At 59.6% G+C, this 16,110-nt stretch carries 20 protein-coding genes; 17 read left to right on the top strand and 3 right to left on the bottom strand.

Annotated features, from left to right (window positions below; translation table 11 throughout):
* The first annotated feature begins 20 nt into the window (after positions 1-20).
* The 4 genes from rluC to Azoinq_RS14450 are packed head-to-tail and all read left to right on the top strand — an operon-like array spanning position 21 to position 2,954.
* Positions 21-1,007 carry a 23S rRNA pseudouridine(955/2504/2580) synthase RluC gene (rluC, locus tag Azoinq_RS14465; RefSeq protein WP_216128181.1) on the top strand — a complete coding sequence of 329 codons (987 nt, stop codon included), beginning with the start codon at positions 21-23 and terminating at the stop codon, positions 1,005-1,007.
* Complete coding sequence (locus Azoinq_RS14460) at positions 991-1,647, top strand: HAD family hydrolase (RefSeq protein WP_216128182.1); 657 nt, start codon at positions 991-993, stop codon at positions 1,645-1,647. Before rluC ends, Azoinq_RS14460 begins: the two co-directional genes overlap by 17 nt.
* Positions 1,626-1,979, top strand: coding sequence for a Rieske (2Fe-2S) protein (locus Azoinq_RS14455; RefSeq protein WP_216128183.1), 354 nt, complete (start codon positions 1,626-1,628; stop codon positions 1,977-1,979). The genes Azoinq_RS14460 and Azoinq_RS14455 overlap by 22 nt, the downstream gene beginning before the upstream one ends.
* A 9-nt stretch (positions 1,980-1,988) precedes the next feature.
* The gene (locus Azoinq_RS14450; protein ID WP_216128184.1) at positions 1,989-2,954 is read left to right on the top strand and encodes a S49 family peptidase; all 966 of its coding nucleotides are present in this window, start codon (positions 1,989-1,991) and stop codon (positions 2,952-2,954) included.
* A gap of 62 nt (positions 2,955-3,016) precedes the next feature.
* On the opposite strand, the gene Azoinq_RS14445 is transcribed toward Azoinq_RS14450, so the two are convergent.
* Together Azoinq_RS14445 and Azoinq_RS14440 are read right to left on the bottom strand one after the other, a co-directional pair.
* A complete protein-coding gene (locus tag Azoinq_RS14445; protein WP_216128185.1) occupies positions 3,017-3,733 on the bottom strand; it encodes an SAM-dependent methyltransferase in 717 nt (238 codons plus the stop codon).
* A gap of 3 nt (positions 3,734-3,736) precedes the next feature.
* Positions 3,737-4,330: a Maf family protein gene (locus Azoinq_RS14440; protein WP_216128186.1), complete on the bottom strand. Its 594-nt coding sequence runs from the start codon at positions 4,328-4,330 to the stop codon at positions 3,737-3,739.
* Between the two features lie 125 nt (positions 4,331-4,455).
* Here Azoinq_RS14440 and Azoinq_RS14435 point away from each other — a divergent pair, with 125 nt between their 5' ends.
* From Azoinq_RS14435 to Azoinq_RS14395, 9 genes are all read left to right on the top strand, one after another.
* Positions 4,456-4,950 carry a YceD family protein gene (locus tag Azoinq_RS14435; protein ID WP_216128188.1) on the top strand — a complete coding sequence of 165 codons (495 nt, stop codon included), beginning with the start codon at positions 4,456-4,458 and terminating at the stop codon, positions 4,948-4,950.
* A 41-nt stretch (positions 4,951-4,991) separates the two neighbouring features.
* Positions 4,992-5,171 carry a 50S ribosomal protein L32 gene (gene rpmF, locus Azoinq_RS14430; RefSeq protein WP_216128190.1) on the top strand — a complete coding sequence of 60 codons (180 nt, stop codon included), beginning with the start codon at positions 4,992-4,994 and terminating at the stop codon, positions 5,169-5,171.
* A 71-nt stretch (positions 5,172-5,242) separates the two neighbouring features.
* A complete protein-coding gene (plsX, locus tag Azoinq_RS14425) occupies positions 5,243-6,280 on the top strand; it encodes a phosphate acyltransferase PlsX (protein ID WP_216128192.1) in 1,038 nt (345 codons plus the stop codon).
* A gap of 1 nt (position 6,281) precedes the next feature.
* Complete coding sequence (locus Azoinq_RS14420) at positions 6,282-7,241, top strand: beta-ketoacyl-ACP synthase III (RefSeq protein ID WP_216128194.1); 960 nt, start codon at positions 6,282-6,284, stop codon at positions 7,239-7,241.
* Between the two features lie 33 nt (positions 7,242-7,274).
* Entirely contained in the window at positions 7,275-8,201 is a 927-nt protein-coding gene (gene fabD / locus Azoinq_RS14415) for an ACP S-malonyltransferase (RefSeq protein ID WP_216128196.1), read from the top strand.
* Between the two features lie 4 nt (positions 8,202-8,205).
* On the top strand, positions 8,206-8,949 hold the full coding sequence (gene fabG / locus Azoinq_RS14410) for a 3-oxoacyl-ACP reductase FabG (protein WP_216128198.1): 744 nt from the start codon (positions 8,206-8,208) through the stop codon (positions 8,947-8,949).
* 107 nt (positions 8,950-9,056) lie between these two features.
* A complete protein-coding gene (gene acpP, locus Azoinq_RS14405; RefSeq protein WP_216128200.1) occupies positions 9,057-9,293 on the top strand; it encodes an acyl carrier protein in 237 nt (78 codons plus the stop codon).
* 97 nt (positions 9,294-9,390) lie between these two features.
* Positions 9,391-10,623: a beta-ketoacyl-ACP synthase II gene (gene fabF / locus Azoinq_RS14400; RefSeq protein WP_216128201.1), complete on the top strand. Its 1,233-nt coding sequence runs from the start codon at positions 9,391-9,393 to the stop codon at positions 10,621-10,623.
* 22 nt (positions 10,624-10,645) lie between these two features.
* The gene (locus Azoinq_RS14395; protein ID WP_216128202.1) at positions 10,646-11,092 is read left to right on the top strand and encodes a protein YgfX; all 447 of its coding nucleotides are present in this window, start codon (positions 10,646-10,648) and stop codon (positions 11,090-11,092) included.
* Between the two features lie 18 nt (positions 11,093-11,110).
* Here Azoinq_RS14395 and nadB read toward each other — a convergent pair whose 3' ends face one another.
* Positions 11,111-12,691, bottom strand: coding sequence for an L-aspartate oxidase (gene nadB / locus Azoinq_RS14390; protein WP_216128203.1), 1,581 nt, complete (start codon positions 12,689-12,691; stop codon positions 11,111-11,113).
* Between the two features lie 204 nt (positions 12,692-12,895).
* Here nadB and rpoE point away from each other — a divergent pair, with 204 nt between their 5' ends.
* The 4 genes from rpoE to lepA are packed head-to-tail and all read left to right on the top strand — an operon-like array spanning position 12,896 to position 16,108.
* Positions 12,896-13,495 (top strand): RNA polymerase sigma factor RpoE, encoded by a 600-nt coding sequence (gene rpoE / locus Azoinq_RS14385; RefSeq protein WP_216128204.1) that lies wholly within the window; start codon positions 12,896-12,898, stop codon positions 13,493-13,495.
* Positions 13,496-13,543: 48 nt separating this feature from the next.
* Positions 13,544-13,981 (top strand): SoxR reducing system RseC family protein, encoded by a 438-nt coding sequence (locus Azoinq_RS14380; protein WP_216128205.1) that lies wholly within the window; start codon positions 13,544-13,546, stop codon positions 13,979-13,981.
* Positions 13,982-13,984: 3 nt separating this feature from the next.
* Positions 13,985-14,257, top strand: a complete 273-nt coding sequence (locus Azoinq_RS14375; protein ID WP_216128206.1) for a glutaredoxin family protein — start codon at positions 13,985-13,987, stop codon at positions 14,255-14,257.
* Positions 14,258-14,314: 57 nt separating this feature from the next.
* Positions 14,315-16,108 carry a translation elongation factor 4 gene (gene lepA / locus Azoinq_RS14370; protein ID WP_216132361.1) on the top strand — a complete coding sequence of 598 codons (1,794 nt, stop codon included), beginning with the start codon at positions 14,315-14,317 and terminating at the stop codon, positions 16,106-16,108.
* Positions 16,109-16,110: the final 2 nt, after the last annotated feature.

The raw sequence follows: 16,110 nt of genomic DNA, 5'->3' as shown, positions 1-16,110 counted from the left end.
CCTGCCCCAGTATATTCAAAATGACAGGCCTTAGCAAAAATTCTGTAACCAAGCTGATTATTGGCGAAGAAGAGGGTGGGCAACGCCTAGATAATTACCTCTTCCGCATTTGCAAAGGCATTCCTAAAAGCCACGTTTACCGCATCCTGCGTAGCGGCGAAGTCCGCATTAACAGCCGCCGGGTCGCGGCGGCCTATCGCCTGCAAGCCGGGGACCTGGTACGCCTCCCTCCCATGCGCTTCGCCGCCAGCGAGGCGGAAGAAGCCAGCGAAGAGGTGCGGGGGCAAGCCCTCAAGGCCGATTTACCCGTGCTCTACGAGGATGACGCCCTGGTCATCATCAACAAACCGGCGGGGATTGCGGTCCACGGGGGGAGTGGGGTGTCTTTCGGAGTGATCGAGGCCTTGCGTCAGCAGCGCCCCCAGGCCAAGTTCCTGGAACTGGCCCATCGTCTGGATCGGGAAACCTCAGGCATTCTCCTGGTAGCCAAAAAGCGCTCTGCTCTGACCGCCCTCCACGATATGTTTCGGGAAGGGGGGCGTGCGGATAAGCGCTATTTGACCCTGGTATCCGGGCGTTGGATGGACAAAGTGCGCAATGTGCGCCAGCCGCTGTTTAAGTATTTGTTGGACAACGGGGAGCGGCGGGTACGGGTAGCGCCAGAGGGCAAGCCTTCCCACACGGTCTTTCGTCTCATGTCCCGCTGGCAGCGGTTTTCCCTGCTGGAGGCCCAGTTAAAGACAGGGCGGACCCACCAGATTCGGGTGCATCTGGCCCATTCGGGCTTTCCCATTGCTGGGGACGATAAGTACGGGGATTTTGAACTCAATAAGGCCCTGCAAAAACAGGGGCTAAAACGCATGTTCCTCCACGCCTACCAAATGCGCTTTCCCCACCCACTGAGCGGGGAAACCCTGTCTGTGGAGGCCCCGTTACCCGCTCCTTTACAACAGTTTCTGGATTTTCTGAATCGTACGGAGTCTTTGGAATATGGCGCGTCGCTTTGATCTGGTGGTTTTTGACTGGGATGGCACGATTCTGGATAGCGCTGGCGCCATTGCCGGGGCCATCCAGGCCGCCAGCCGGGAATTGGGGGTAACGCCCCCCTCCGATGCGGCGGCCCGCCACGTCATCGGCCTAGGCCTGGAGGAAGCCTTGCGCTCCGCCGTACCCGGCCTGCCCCCCTCCCGTTACCCGGAAATGGTGGATAGTTACCGCCGCCATTACCTTTCCCAGGATCAGGACCTGGTGCTGTTCCCAGGCATTGAATCCCTGATTGCTCGCCTGGCGGAAACCAGCCATCTTCTGGGGGTGGCTACCGGAAAAAGCCGGGTGGGGTTGGACCGGGCCCTGCAACATAGTGGTTTGAGACGTTACTTCGATGCCACCCGTTGTGCCGACGAGTGTTTTTCCAAGCCCCACCCCCAGATGCTGGAGGAGTTGATGGAAGAACTGGCGATGCCCCGGGAGCGGGTGGTGATGATCGGGGATACTACCCACGATATGGAAATGGCCCGCAACGGCGGAGTTACCGGGGTGGCGGTCACCTATGGGGCCCATCCCAAGGCCCAGTTATTGGATTCAGGGGCGGCAGTCTGTTGTGATTCGGTGGAGGAGCTCCGGGAATGGCTGCTACAAAACGCCTGATTTGTGCTGCCTCGGACCTGGAAGAGAGTGGCAAAGGGGTGCGCTTCTCCTTTGTGCGCCGGGGCCAAGAGGTTCCCGCCTTTGTGGTCCGCTTTCGCGGCAAGGTATATGCTTACCTTAATCGCTGCACCCACGTGCCCGTGGAGCTGGATTGGCAGGAAGGGGAGTTTTTCGATTATTCCAAGTTATACTTGGTTTGCGCCACCCATGGCGCCCTTTACGCCCCTGAATCCGGCCACTGTCTGGGCGGACGATGCAACGGACGGGGATTGATTCCCCTCACCGTTGCCGAAGAAGGCGATTCCGTCTATCTGATGTCTGAAGAAGAATAAGCCCCTATCATGGATACCCCCCAACACCCCCCCTCCCAAGACCCTCAGTGGGAGCATAAGCTCCTGGAGAAGCTAGCCCTTTCCCATCTGGAGGAGCAGAAAACCCGCCGGCGCTGGGGGATTTTCTTCAAGCTTCTGGGATTTGCCTATCTCACTGCCATTCTGGTCTATGTGGTGGACTGGGGCGGTTCGGATAAATTGGCCGATGGCCGCCACACGGCGGTGATTTATCTCCATGGCACCATTGAAGCCAACGGAGAGGCAAGCGCGGAAAAAATCAACGCAGCCCTGGATTCCGCCTTTGAGGACAAGGGGACGGCCGGGGTTATCCTGCGCATCAACAGCCCCGGCGGTAGCCCGGTTCAAGCTGGGATGATTAACGACGAAATCCATCGTCTGCGCCAAAAGTACCCCAAAACCCCCCTCTATGTGGTGGTGGAGGATATGTGCGCATCCGGCGGCTATTACGTGGCCGTGGCCGGGGACAAGATTTTTGTGGATAAGGCCAGCATGATCGGTTCCATCGGGGTGCTAATGGATGGCTTTGGCTTTACCGGTACCATGGATAAGCTGGGGGTGGAGCGGCGCCTGCTGACCGCCGGGGAAAATAAGGGCTTTCTTGACCCCTTCTCCCCGGTGAATCCCAAACAGAAGGAATACGCAAAAACCATGCTGACGGAAATTCATCAGCAGTTCATCAGCGTGGTGCGTCAGGGGCGGGGCAAGCGCCTCAAGGAAACCCCGGACATGTTCTCCGGCCTGGTCTGGACTGGCTCCAAAGGAGTGGAGCTAGGGCTGGCCGACGGCTACGGCACGGTGGATTCCGTGGCCCGGGACGTCATCAAGGCGGACAAGATCCTGGATTACACCATGCGGGAAAACATCGCCGAGCGTTTCGCCAAGCGCTTTGGCGCTGACGTTATCCAGGGGGCCGTCCACTCCCTGAAGATGGAAGCCTCCGCCAAGGCGGAATAGGCTTTGCCCCCGGATGCCGGTTTTCCGGTGCCGCAAAAAAGGCCTCCTTTGGGAGGCCTTTTTTATTGGGCCAAGAACAAGAACACTGTGGGTTTTTTCTCCAGATCCGGCGGCAAAGGGGATGCCTTCCAGGCGCTTACGGTCTGGGTGCGGATGGCTTCGGAGGGGAGGGTGATATCCGTGGCCAGGCAAAGGAGGGTATTTCCCTGGCAGGCCTTGAGCAGGGATTCGAACATGGCCCGGTTACGGTAGGGGGTCTCGATAAAAATCTGGGTGCTTTGCAGGTACCGGGATTCCTTTTCCAGGGCTTTCAGCTTCTGGCCCCGTTCCTCTTCCTTGGCGGGCAGGTAGCCGTGGAAGGCGAAGTGCTGACCGGAAAGCCCTGACCCCATCAACGCCAGCAGCAGGGAAGAGGGGCCCACCATGGGAACCACGGGGACGCCCCGCTGCTGGGCTAGGCGTACCAAAGCCGCCCCCGGGTCGGCCACCGCCGGACAGCCGGCTTCCGATACCAGGCCTACATCTTGCCCTTGCAGCAGAGGCTCCAGGAGTGGAGGCACCTGTTCCGGGGTGGAGTGCTCATTCAATTCCGCGATGGGGATATCCCGCAACGGACGGGTAACCCCGGCGCTTTTCAGAAAAGCCCGGGCACTCTTGGCGTTTTCCGCCACAAAGCGCTCCAGCTGGCGTACTTGCTCCAGGACGGGAGGGGGCAGGACTTGTTCCGGGCTGTTGGGGCCCAGGGGGACGGGAATCAGGTAGAGGGTGCCAAAAGACATGGGCTAGAGAATGGGATAGTTTTCAAGTTTGAGAAAATCGCAGAGGGCGATTAAGGGGAGACCGATCAGGGCGTTGGGGTCATCCCCCCGGATGCTGCGCAGCAGGGCAATGCCCAGACCTTCACATTTTGCGGCGCCGGCGCAATTGTACGGCTGCTCCTGATGCAGATAGGTCTGGATTTCCTCCTCTGTCAGATCCCGAAACGTTACCAGGGTAGGAATCCCAGTAAGGTGCGCTTTGCCGCTACGAGCATTAAAGAGGCAGAGGCCGGTGAAGAAATTGACGGTTTTTCCGCTCATTAGACTGAGCTGGCGTACCGCGTTGGGGTGATTGCCCGGTTTGCCGAAGCGCTGTTGCCCCAGGTAGGCCACCTGGTCGCTGCCGATAATCAGGGCGTCTGGGTGCTGGTTGGCCACCGCTCGGGCCTTGGCTTCGGCCAGGCGCAGGGCCAGGGGTTCCGGTGCTTCATCCGGCAGAGGGGTTTCGTCTACCTGGGGATCGGCACAGAGAAAGGGAAGGTTCAGGCGTTCCAGGAGTTCCCGGCGATAGGGGGAGGTGGAAGCCAGCACCAGGGGCTGGCGTTGGGCGGTGGTCATAGGAGAATGGGCGTAGAAAACGGACTAGGTGGAGACCGTAAGGTCTTGCCTATTTTGAAAAAACAGGCGGGAAAAGTGGCTATTTCTTTGACACGGTAAGCCAAAAATAATATCATCCGCGCCCTATGTCGCAACAGAAAGTGATCGACAGCCAATCTTTTGCTAGGAATGTGGAGACCCAGGAAGGGCGACTACAGTTAGCAGACTTGACGCGGCTGCATGATTTGCTGGCAGAGAAAAGCGGCAGCATCCAGTATTCCCTCCAAGGGAAAGTTGGAAAGCGTGGCGAGTTGAGGTTGCGTTTGCGCGTGGCCGGGGTTCTTTCCCTGGTTTGTCAGCGCTGCCTTGAGCCCGTTGATTTCCCGTTGAGCGTGGATAGCCTTCTTGAGTTGGTGCCCGAAGGGCGCGAGATTTCTCAGGATGACCTGGAGGATGACTCCAGGGATTTTGTTCCAGCTTCCCGGGAAATGAATGTGGCCGCCCTGGTGGAAGATGAGGTCATTCTCAATCTGCCGGTGGTGCCCCGTCACGAACGCTGCGTTTCTCTACCGAAAGCTGATGATCAGAAGGAAGCCTCTCCTTTTGGGGTGTTGGCAAATCTGAAAACGCGACCGCAATAAAGCTGGCATTTGTAATTGGATCAATTTAGGAGTTTCCTGACATGGCCGTTCAACAAAACAAGAAGTCCCCTTCCAAGCGTGGCATGCACCGTGCCCATGATTTTCTGACCAACCCGGCTCTGGCCGTGGAACCCACCACCGGCGAAACCCATCTGCGCCACCACGTGAGCCCCAACGGCTTCTACCGTGGCAAGAAGGTCACCCAGGCCAAGGGCGAGTAATCTCCCCATTCCAAGGCAGGCGGCCCCGTTGCGGGCCCCTGCCTTTTCTTTTACCCAATTCGAGCCCTCGGATGGGAATCACAATAGCGATTGATTGCATGGGCGGTGACCACGGTCCCCGCGTTACCGTGCCGGCGGCGCTTGCCTATTTGTCTGGCGCTGAAGATGTGGAAGTCGTCCTGGTTGGCCAGGAAGACAAAATTCGGGCCGTTCTGCCCACCCCCCTGCCTCCCCGGGTGTCCATTAAGCATGCCAGCGAAGTGGTCACGATGGACGATCCCCCGGCTCAGGCCCTGCGCAACAAAAAGGACTCCTCCATCCGGGTGGCCGTGAATATGGTCAAAGCCGGAGAGGCGGATGCCTGCGTTTCGGCGGGCAACACGGGGGCCCTCATGGCCATTTCCCGGTTTGTGCTGAAAATGCTGCCGGGCATTGACCGTCCTGCCATTTGTACCGTGCTGCCCACCATGCGCAGCCATGTCTATATGCTGGATCTGGGGGCCAATGTGGATTGCGGCCCGGAAAACCTGCTCCAGTTCGGCATCATGGGGGCCATGTTGGCCTCCGCCATCGACAAAAAAGAGCACCCCAGCGTGGGCCTGCTCAACATCGGCGAAGAGGACATCAAGGGCAACGACGTGGTGAAGCACGCCGCCGAACTGCTCAAAGATTCCGGCCTCAACTTTGTCGGTAATGTGGAAGGGGATGGGGTCTTTAAGGGCGACGCGGACGTAGTGGTTTGCGACGGTTTCGTCGGCAATGTGGCCCTCAAGACCACGGAAGGCCTGGCTCAGATGCTGGCCTTCTTCCTCAAAGAGGAGTTCCGCCGTAATTGGCTGACCAAACTCATTGCCCTGATTGCCCTGCCAGTCCTCAAGGGCTTTAAGAAACGGGTGGATCACCGTCGCTATAATGGGGCCACCCTGTTGGGCCTGAAGGGCATTGTGGTGAAGAGCCACGGCTCCGCCGATGCCTTTGCTTTCCAACATGCCATCGCCTGTGCTGCCGGAGAAGTCCGGGGCAAGATGCTTGAATTGATTTCCGGTCGGGTGGCCCGTTACGCCCCCGCCCTGGCTGAATCCACCCATTCTCATCAGGAGTCGCCCTGACATGTTTGCCAAAATCACTGGTGTTGGTAGTTACCTGCCCGACCGGGTGGTCACTAATGACGATCTGGTTGCCCAGGGTGTGGATACCAGCGATGAATGGGTGGCGACCCGGACGGGCATTCGTTCCCGCCATTTCGCCGAGGCAGGCCAGACTTCTTCCGATCTAGCCTTTCATGCCGCCAATCGGGCCCTGGCCCAAGCTGGGGTTGAGGCGGGCGATCTGGATCTGATTATTGTCGCCACCTCCACTCCGGACTTTATTTTTCCTTCCACCGCCTGCCTGTTGCAGGGGCGCTTGGGAAACAAGGGGGCGACCGCCTTCGATCTCCAGGCGGTTTGCTGCGGTTTCGTCTATGCCTTGGGGGTGGCGGAAAAATTTATTCGTTCCGGCTCCCATAAGCGGGCCCTGGTGGTGGGGGCGGAAGTATTTTCCCGCATCCTGGACTGGCAGGACCGGGCCACCTGCGTCCTCTTTGGCGACGGGGCTGGTGCGGTGGTGGTGGAGGCCTCGGAAACCCCGGGGATTCTGGCTACCACCATGCACGCAGACGGCAGTATGGCGGGCATGTTGTCCGTGCCCGGCCAGGTGAGCGGCGGCCAGGTCATCGGTGACCCTTTCCTGCGCATGGATGGCCAGGCGGTCTTCAAATTTGCGGTGCGCATTCTGGCGGAAGTGTCCGGGGAAACCTGTGCCGCCGCAGGCGTGGCGCCGGAGTCCGTGGATTGGCTCATTCCCCATCAGGCCAATATCCGCATTATCGAATCCACGGCAAAAAAAATGGGGCTGCCCATGGAGCGGGTGATTGTTACGGTGGATCACCACGGCAACACCTCCGCCGCTTCCGTTCCCCTGGCCCTGGATGAAGCCATGCGCAGCGGGCGCATTCAGCCGGGGCAGAAGGTGCTCCTCGAAGGGGTAGGGGGCGGGTTTACCTGGGGTGCCGCCCTGGTGCAGTTTTAACGTCCCGAGCCATCGGGCAACACGGAGAAAAAAATGAGCTTTGCGTTTGTTTTTCCCGGACAGGGTTCCCAATCCATCGGCATGATGGCGGCCTACGGGGACGCGCCGGTGGTGCGCGCCACTTTTGATGAAGCTTCTCGGGCGTTGGGCGAAGATCTGTGGCAACTGGTGGCCGAAGGCCCAGCGGAAGCCCTGGCTCAGACCGTCAATACCCAGCCCGTCATGCTTACCGCGGGAATCGCCGTGTGGCGCCTGTGGCAGGAAAAGGGAGGCAAGTGTCCGGCGGTGCTGGCCGGCCACAGCCTGGGGGAATATTCCGCCCTGGTGGCCGCTGGCGTCCTGCCTTTTGCCGAGGCCGTACCCCTGGTGCGTCTGCGGGCTGCGGCCATGCAAGAAGCGGTGCCTCTGGGGACCGGCGCCATGGCGGCGGTTCTGGGCTTGGATGATGCCGGGATTTTGGCGGCCTGCGCCGAAGCAGCCCAGGGCGAGGTGGTGGAGCCGGTGAATTTCAACGCAGTGGGCCAAACCGTCATTGCCGGTCACAAGGATGCGGTGGAACGGGCCATGGTCCTGTGCAAGGCCAAGGGCGCTAAGCGGGCCCTACCGCTGCCCGTGTCTGCCCCCTTCCACTCCAGCCTAATTCGCCCGGCGGCGGAAAAACTGGCCCAGCGCCTAGAAGCCCTGGACTTTGCTGCCCCCACCATCCCGGTCATCAATAACGTGGATGTGAAGGTAGAAACCGCACCGGAAAAGATCAAGGACGCCCTGGTGCGCCAGGCTTTCCATCCGGTGCGCTGGGTGGAAACCATTGGCAAAATGGCCGAAATGGGCGTCACTACGGTAGCGGAATGCGGTCCGGGCAAGGTCCTGGCCGGACTCACCAAGCGTTGCGCCGACGGCGTAACGGGGGTGGCCCTGGCGGATGCGGGCGCCATCGAAAACAACCTTTCTCTGGAGTAAGAAGATGGTGCTGGAAGGACAAGTTGCGCTGGTCACCGGGGCCTCCCGGGGAATCGGCCAGGCGGTGGCCCGGGAACTGGCTCGCCAAGGGGCCACGGTAATCGGCACGGCCACCACGGAAGAGGGCGCCGGGCGCATTACCGCCTATTTGCAGGAAGCCGGCGCCAAGGGGCAGGGGGCGGTACTGGAAGTGCGGGACCAAGCCCAGGTGGATGCTCTTATCGCTCGCATCGAAAAAGAATTTGCTCCCGTGACCATCCTGGTGAATAACGCCGGGATCACTCGTGACAATCTGGCCATGCGCATGAAGGACGATGAATGGGATGGGGTGATCGACACCAACCTGAAGTCCGTTTTCCGCCTCTGCAAGGCGGTAATGCGGGGCATGATGAAAGCCCGCCAAGGACGCATCGTCAACATCACTTCCGTGGTAGGGCACGCGGGTAACCCGGGTCAGGCCAATTACTGTGCCGCCAAGGCTGGGGTGTCCGGTCTTTCCCGCTCCCTGGCGAAGGAACTGGGCAGCCGCAATATCACCGTCAATTGCGTGGCCCCCGGCTTCATTGATACGGACATGACCAAGGCCCTGGATGAAAAGCAGAAGGCGGGCCTTCTGTCCAACATCCCCCTGGGCCGCCTGGGTAAGCCGGAAGACATTGCTGCGGCCGTGGCTTTCCTGGCTTCCCCTGCCGCCGCCTACGTGACCGGTACCACCGTGCACGTGAATGGCGGCATGTACATGGATTGAGTTATCTGGTTACCACTCGGCGGCGGCCGAAATTTTGTGCGGCGCCGCTTGTTTGGTAGAATACGCAAGTTTGTATCACATACCCAATAATAGGGAAGGAGTCTTTGATGGAAAACATTGAACAGCGCGTCAAGAAGATCGTTGCCGAACAACTTGGCGTCAACGAAGCCGATATCAAAAACGAATCGTCTTTCGTGGATGACCTTGGCGCGGACTCGCTGGACACCGTGGAACTGGTGATGGCCCTGGAAGAGGAATTCGAAACCGAAATCCCCGACGAAGAAGCCGAAAAGATCACCAGCGTGCAACAAGCGATCGACTACGTTACTTCCCACCAAAAGTAATTCCTTTTTGCGTCGCTTTTCTGGGGCCGGTATCGCAAGATACCGGCCCTGTCCTTAAGAAGCACTGTTTTTAACTACTTTTTCTCCGGAGCTCATATTGGCACGCCGTCGAGTCGTAGTTACCGGTCTGGGGATTGTTAGCCCCGTTGGCAATACCGTTGATGATGCCTGGCAAAATATTTTGGCCGGGCGCTCGGGTATTGGCCAGATCACCAAGTTCGATACCTCCACCTTTCCCGCCAAAATCGCCGGGGAAGTGAAGAATTTCGACATCACCCAGTACATTTCCCCCAAAGATGCCCGCCGCATGGATACCTTCATCCATTTTGGTATGGCGGCCGCCATTCAGGCGGTGCGGGATGCGGGGCTGGATTCGGAGCAGGTGGATAGTGAGCGTATCGGCGTTGCCATCGGCTCCGGTATCGGCGGCCTGCCCCTGATCGAAAGCACCAAGGAAGATTACACGGCGGGCGGGATGCGCAAGATTTCCCCGTTTTTCGTGCCCGGCTCCATCATCAACATGATCTCCGGCAATCTTTCCATTCAGTTCGGTTTCAAGGGCCCCAACATCGCCCTGGTGTCCGCCTGTACTACCGGTACCCACTGTATCGGTGAAGCCGGGCGCATCATTGAATACGGGGATGCGGACGTGATGGTAGCCGGTGGCGCCGAATCCACGGTGACGCCCCTGGGCGTGGGGGGCTTCTGTGCCGCCCGGGCCCTGTCCACCCGCAACGATGATCCCCAGACCGCCAGCCGGCCCTGGGATAAGGATCGGGACGGGTTCGTTCTGGGCGAAGGCTCCGGTGTGGTGGTTCTGGAAGAATACGAACACGCCAAGGCCCGGGGCGCCAAGATTTACGCCGAGTTGGTGGGCTATGGCATGAGCGGTGACGCTTACCACATGACCGCCCCTAGCACGGACGGTCCCAAGCGCTGTATGCAGGCCGCCCTGCGTAATGCGGGACTGAATCCGGATCAGGTGCAGTACCTGAATGCCCACGGCACCTCCACCCCTCTGGGAGACAAGAACGAGTCGGATGCCATTAAGCTGGCCTTCGGTGATGCGGCCAAGCAACTGGTGGTGAATTCCACCAAGTCCATGACTGGCCACCTGTTGGGCGGTGCGGGGGGCATTGAATCCGTATTCACCATCTTGGCGGTCCATAACCAGATTTCCCCGCCCACCATCAACATCTTCAATCAGGATCCGGAGTGCGATCTGGATTACTGCGCCAATACGGCCCGGGAGATGAAGATCGAATTTGCCGTCAAAAACAACTTCGGTTTCGGCGGCACCAACGGCTCTCTGGTATTTAAGCGGGCGTAAGGCGACGGAGTGGAGGCAAGCCATGCGCTTTCCTCTGATCCTGGGCCTCACCCCGTCCCGCCGGCTAGGATGGTTACTGGCCGGTTTCTGCGCCACCCTTGGGGGTGGCGTTTTTGTTTTGCCCGCACCCAATCTGGGAATTCGGCTGCTTTATGGCTTAGCCTGGGGCATGGTCTGTTGGTGGGTGGGACGGGAAAAGAAGAAGGGGGAAGCCTGCTGGCTGGGGGAGCTGCGCCTGGAGAAAAACGGCAACCTGGATTGGCGCCCATCGTCCCAGGTGGATTTTCAGCCGGTGGAGCTGATTCCTAGGGAAAGCACCCTGTGGTCCTGTATCCTGGTGCTGCGGTGCCGCCGGGAAGGGCAGGACCGGGCAGCCTGGCTGGTGGTGTTGGCGGATAGTCTGGTAGAAAAGAAAACGGGCTTTCGCCAGTTGCAGCTTTGGCTGCGCTGGCGAAAGCCCGAACCGTAAGCCGGTTGGTGCGACGCTTTAACGGCGAGCCTTGGGCGGACGCAGCAGGCTGGGCTTGGCCTTGGGCAACAGATCCGGGTAGTCCCGGGAGTAATGCAGCCCCCGGCTTTCCTTGCGCTTCATGGCACAACGCACGATCAATTCGGCGGTGGTGACCAGATTGCGCAGCTCCAGCAGATCATGGGTGACCCGGAAATTGGCGTAATACTCGTTGATTTCCCGCTTTAAGAGGCGGATACGGTGCTGGGCCCGTTGCAGACGCTTGGTGGTGCGCACAATACCCACGTAATCCCACATGAAGCGGCGCAGTTCATCCCAGTTGTGGGAAATGACGATTTCTTCGTCTGCGTCCGTTACCCGGCTGGCGTCCCAGTGGGGCAGGGCGGGCACTTCCCGTTTGGGCTGGGCCAGAATGTCCTTGACCGCCGCTTCCGAGAACACCACGCATTCCAGCAGGGAATTGGAAGCCAGCCGATTGGCGCCATGAAGGCCGGTGCAGGCCGTTTCTCCGGTGGCGTAAAGGCCCGGGATTTCGGTCCGGGCATTGAGGTCGGTGATAACGCCCCCACAGGTGAAGTGGGCAGCCGGCACCACGGGAATGGGCTGCTTGGCCATATCGATGCCTAGTTCCAGGCAGCGGGCGTAGATGTTGGGGAAATGTTCCTTGAGGAAGGATTGGGGCTTGTGGGAAATATCCAGATAAACGCAGTCCAGACCCCGCTTCTTCATTTCAAAGTCGATGGCCCGGGCTACCACGTCCCGGGGGGCTAGTTCGGCCCGAGCGTCGTGGTTGGGCATGAAACGGGTGCCGTCCGGCAGGCGCAGAATGCCCCCTTCGCCCCGTACCGCTTCGGAAATGAGGAAGGACTTGGCGTTGGGGTGGTAGAGGCAGGTAGGGTGAAACTGGATGAATTCCATATTGGAAACGCTGCAACCCGCCCGCCAGGCCATGGCAATGCCGTCACCGGTGGAAGTATCCGGATTGGTGGTGCACAGATAGACTTTACCCGCACCGCCGCAGGCCAGGAGGGTGGCCGGGGCGCCGTAGGTGGTGATTTCTCCGGTTTCCGTATCCAGCACGTAGGCACCGTAACAACGATTTTCCTTTTCCCCCATCTTGGTCCCGGTAATCAGGTCGATGGCGATGTGCTGTTCCAGAATGGTGATGTTGGGGTGCTTGCGGACCTTCTTGGTGAGGGTTTCCTGAACCGCCAGCCCGGTGGTATCCGCCACGTGGATGACTCGGCGGGTGCTATGACCGCCTTCCCGGGTCAGGTGATAGCCTTTGTCACCCTTGGTGAAAGGTACCCCTTGCTCAATGAGCCATTCGATGGCGCGGCGGCCGTTTTCCACCACAAAGCGGGTGGCCTTGGGGTCGTTTAGGAAAGCGCCGGCAGTAAAGGTGTCCCGAATGTGGGCTTCAATGGAGTCCTGGCTATCGAGAACCGCTGCAATTCCCCCCTGGGCCCAGGCGCTGGCGCTGTCTTCCAGGTGGCGTTTGCTAATCAGGGCGACCCGGCATTTGTCTGCCAGACGCAGGGCGGCAGACTGGCCTGCCAGGCCGCTACCGATAATGAGAACGTCGAAATTATGAACCACGATTAAGCCTTTTCTTTAGCAATGGCGCGGGTTTTGGACGGCCCGTACTATAGCACGGTGCAGGGACGGGGGTATCCGGCGGGACGGATAATGGGCGGAGCAAAACGGGCATTTCTTGAATAGCCCACGGGCGGTGAAGGCCGGTTGGGTTATACTTCCAGGGATTTCAAAAAAACCAATTAATTCTTTGTCATTCCCACAGGCATGAGCGAACGCGAAATAGACCGGCAGTTGGTGGAACGCGCCCAGTCCGGTGACAAGGGGGCTTTCGACCAGCTTGTGGCCAAATACCAGCGCAAGCTTTCCCGCTTGCTCGCCCGTTTCATCCGGGACCCGTCGGAAGTGGAGGACGTATCCCAGGAAGCCTTTATCAAGGCTTATCGGGCCCTTCCGTCCTTCCGCGGCGACAGCGCTTTCTATACCTGGCTGTATCGGATCGGCATCAATACGGCGAAAAATTACCTAGTCGCCCAGGGGCGCCGGGCCCCCACGTCCACGGAATACGACTCCGAGGAAGCGGAAAGCTTTGACGACGGGGAGCAGTTGCGGGACATCAACACCCCGGAAAGCCTGCTCCTATCCAAGCAGATCGGGGAAACGGTGAACGCCGCCATGGAAGGCCTGCCGGAAGAACTCCGCACCGCCATCATGTTGCGGGAATTGGAAGGCATGAGCTACGAGGAAATTTCTCGGATCATGAACTGTCCAATCGGCACCGTGCGCTCCCGGATTTTCCGGGCGCGGGAAGCGGTGGCCGGAAAATTGAAGCCCTTGCTGGATACGGCGCCGGATCGGCGCTGGTAGTTCCGGTCTCAACCCTAGGCGCCTAGCCCTGTGGCGAGGCGAAATATCATGAACGAAACCCAAGCAGTAGTCCGGGCCCTGGAAAAGGGCGATACCGCCCTGGTGGAAGCCATGGGGGGCGGCTGTGGCCATTGTCACGAATCTGGTGGTTGCGGTGCTTCCTCCGCCAAAATGTTCTGTTCTTCTCCCCGGGTTTTTCGGGTGCGGAACAGCGTCGGCGCCCAGGTGGGACAAACGGTCACCATCGGTCTGGCAGAAGGGGTGTTGCTGAAAAGCGTTGCTCTGCTTTACCTGCTGCCGCTGCTCTGCGTCTTTGCGGGGGCGGCCCTGGGCCAGGGACTGGTTTCCGAGGCTCTGCAAGAGTGGGGTGGGGTAGGGGGCGCCCTGGTGGGCGGTCTCCTGGGCTTTGTGGGGGCCAAGCGTTGGCAGCATCGCCTGGTGCGGCGCCCCGAGGCCATGCCGGTGATTCTGGGGCTTTTGTCCTAAACCATGGGAAATAAGGCTGCGACGCCGGACCTGTCCTCCGGCTTTGCCCTCCTGGGGCGAAACTACTGCCACCTGTGCCATGACATGGAGGCAGCCCTGGAACCCCTGCTGGCTCCCTTGGGACTGCCCGTTCAAACCGTGGACGTGGATCAGTTTCCTGAACTGGAAGAGCGCTGGGGGGAACTGGTGCCGGTACTGCTCCATGAGGGGCAGGAGGTGTGTCATTACTTCCTGGACCCGGCGGCCGTAGGTGCTGTTTTGGCCAAAATCCGCTAGAATCCTGGCTTTACGGCCAGCAGATAAAGGGTGCCCAGCGGCACCCTTTTTTACCTGATGCAGCACATTCGCAATTTTTCCATTATCGCCCACATCGACCACGGTAAATCCACCCTGGCCGACCGGCTCATCCAGAGCTGCGGCGGGTTGTCTGACCGGGAAATGGAAGCCCAGGTGCTCGATTCCATGGATATCGAGCGGGAACGGGGCATCACCATCAAAGCCCAGACAGCGGCGCTGCGCTACAAAGCCAAGGACGGGCAGATTTATCACCTGAATCTGATCGATACCCCGGGGCATGTGGACTTTTCCTATGAGGTATCCCGTTCCCTGGCGGCCTGCGAAGGCGCTCTGCTGGTGGTGGATGCCTCCCAGGGGGTGGAAGCCCAGACGGTGGCCAATTGCTATACCGCCATCGAGCAGGGGGTGGAAGTCGTCCCCGTGCTGAACAAGATTGACCTACCCTCAGCCAATCCGGACAACGCCCGGCAGGAAATCGAGGATGTGATCGGCCTGGATGCATCCGAGGCCGTACTGGCCTCTGCTAAAACCGGCCTGGGGGTGGAAGACATCCTGGAGGCCGTCGTAGTCCGGATACCGGCGCCCCAGGGGGACCCGGAAGCTCCCCTGAAGGCCCTGATCATTGACTCCTGGTTCGATAATTACGTGGGCGTGGTCATGCTGGTCCGGGTAGTGGATGGGGTGCTGCGTCCCAAGGACCGGATTCGCCTCATGTCCACCGGCACGGTCCATCTTTGCGAGCAGGTGGGGGTGTTTACTCCCAAGTCCCAGAGCCTGCCCGAATTGGCCGCCGGGGGCGTGGGATTCATCATTTCCGGTATCAAGGAACTAACCGCTGCCAAGGTGGGGGATACGGTCACCCTGGCGGATCGTCCCGCTGCCGCGCCTTTGCCCGGTTTCAAAGAAATCAAATCCCAGGTTTTCGCTGGACTCTATCCAGTGGAAGCCAACCAGTACGACTCCCTGCGGGAATCCCTGGAAAAGCTCAAGCTCAACGACGCCGCCCTACAATTTGAACCGGAAGTCTCCCAGGCCCTGGGGTTCGGCTTCCGCTGTGGCTTCCTCGGGCTCTTGCACATGGAAATCGTGCAGGAGCGTCTGGAACGGGAATTCGACCAGGACCTGATTACCACCGCTCCTACGGTGGTCTATGAGGTGGTGCTGCGGGACGGCACCCTCATCCAGGTGGAAAATCCGGCCAAGCTTCCGGAAGTTTCCAAGGTCGAGGAAATCCGGGAACCCATCATTACCACCACCATTTTTGTGCCCCAGGATTACGTGGGGGCCGTCATTACCTTGTGCAACGCCAAACGGGGCAATCAGGTGGATATGGCTTACCACGGCCGCCAGGTGCAATTGAAGTACGACATGCCCATGGCGGAAGTGGTGATGGACTTTTTCGATAAGCTCAAATCCGTGTCCCGGGGCTACGCCTCCCTGGATTACGAATTTAAGGAATACCGGGCTGCCGACGTGGTGAAGCTGGATATCCTCATCAACGGGGATAAGGTGGATGCCCTGTCGGTCATCGTGCACCGGGCCAATGCCCAATACCGGGGCCGGGAACTGGCCGCCAAGATGCGGGAATTGATTCCCCGTCAGATGTACGAAGTAGCCATCCAGGCCGCCATCGGCTCCACCATCATCGCCCGGGAAAACGTCAAAGCCATGCGCAAAGACGTGCTGGCCAAGTGTTACGGCGGGGATATCACCCGGAAAAAGAAATTGCTGGAAAAGCAAAAGGCGGGGAAGAAGCGCATGAAGCAGGTGGGTGCCGTGGAAATCCCCCAGGAAGCCTTCCTGGCCGTCTTGCGCGTGGATAGCAAATAACG

The sequence above is a fragment of the Azospira inquinata genome (assembly GCF_018905915.1).
GTDB lineage: Bacteria > Pseudomonadota > Gammaproteobacteria > Burkholderiales > Rhodocyclaceae > Azospira > Azospira inquinata.
The sequence above is the reverse complement of the archived record's forward strand: the minus strand, read 5'-3'. Positions and strand labels throughout refer to the sequence as shown.

Coding starts and splice junctions, on each gene's coding strand:
- rluC (WP_216128181.1), top strand. CDS start 21: ATGACAGGCCTTAGCAAAAATTCTGTAACCAAGCTGATTATTGGCGAA.
- Azoinq_RS14460 (WP_216128182.1), top strand. CDS start 991: ATGGCGCGTCGCTTTGATCTGGTGGTTTTTGACTGGGATGGCACGATT.
- Azoinq_RS14455 (WP_216128183.1), top strand. CDS start 1,626: ATGGCTGCTACAAAACGCCTGATTTGTGCTGCCTCGGACCTGGAAGAG.
- Azoinq_RS14450 (WP_216128184.1), top strand. CDS start 1,989: ATGGATACCCCCCAACACCCCCCCTCCCAAGACCCTCAGTGGGAGCAT.
- Azoinq_RS14445 (WP_216128185.1), bottom strand. CDS start 3,733: ATGTCTTTTGGCACCCTCTACCTGATTCCCGTCCCCCTGGGCCCCAAC.
- Azoinq_RS14440 (WP_216128186.1), bottom strand. CDS start 4,330: ATGACCACCGCCCAACGCCAGCCCCTGGTGCTGGCTTCCACCTCCCCC.
- Azoinq_RS14435 (WP_216128188.1), top strand. CDS start 4,456: ATGTCGCAACAGAAAGTGATCGACAGCCAATCTTTTGCTAGGAATGTG.
- rpmF (WP_216128190.1), top strand. CDS start 4,992: ATGGCCGTTCAACAAAACAAGAAGTCCCCTTCCAAGCGTGGCATGCAC.
- plsX (WP_216128192.1), top strand. CDS start 5,243: ATGGGAATCACAATAGCGATTGATTGCATGGGCGGTGACCACGGTCCC.
- Azoinq_RS14420 (WP_216128194.1), top strand. CDS start 6,282: ATGTTTGCCAAAATCACTGGTGTTGGTAGTTACCTGCCCGACCGGGTG.
- fabD (WP_216128196.1), top strand. CDS start 7,275: ATGAGCTTTGCGTTTGTTTTTCCCGGACAGGGTTCCCAATCCATCGGC.
- fabG (WP_216128198.1), top strand. CDS start 8,206: ATGGTGCTGGAAGGACAAGTTGCGCTGGTCACCGGGGCCTCCCGGGGA.
- acpP (WP_216128200.1), top strand. CDS start 9,057: ATGGAAAACATTGAACAGCGCGTCAAGAAGATCGTTGCCGAACAACTT.
- Azoinq_RS14395 (WP_216128202.1), top strand. CDS start 10,646: ATGCGCTTTCCTCTGATCCTGGGCCTCACCCCGTCCCGCCGGCTAGGA.
- rpoE (WP_216128204.1), top strand. CDS start 12,896: ATGAGCGAACGCGAAATAGACCGGCAGTTGGTGGAACGCGCCCAGTCC.
- Azoinq_RS14380 (WP_216128205.1), top strand. CDS start 13,544: ATGAACGAAACCCAAGCAGTAGTCCGGGCCCTGGAAAAGGGCGATACC.
- Azoinq_RS14375 (WP_216128206.1), top strand. CDS start 13,985: ATGGGAAATAAGGCTGCGACGCCGGACCTGTCCTCCGGCTTTGCCCTC.
- lepA (WP_216132361.1), top strand. CDS start 14,315: ATGCAGCACATTCGCAATTTTTCCATTATCGCCCACATCGACCACGGT.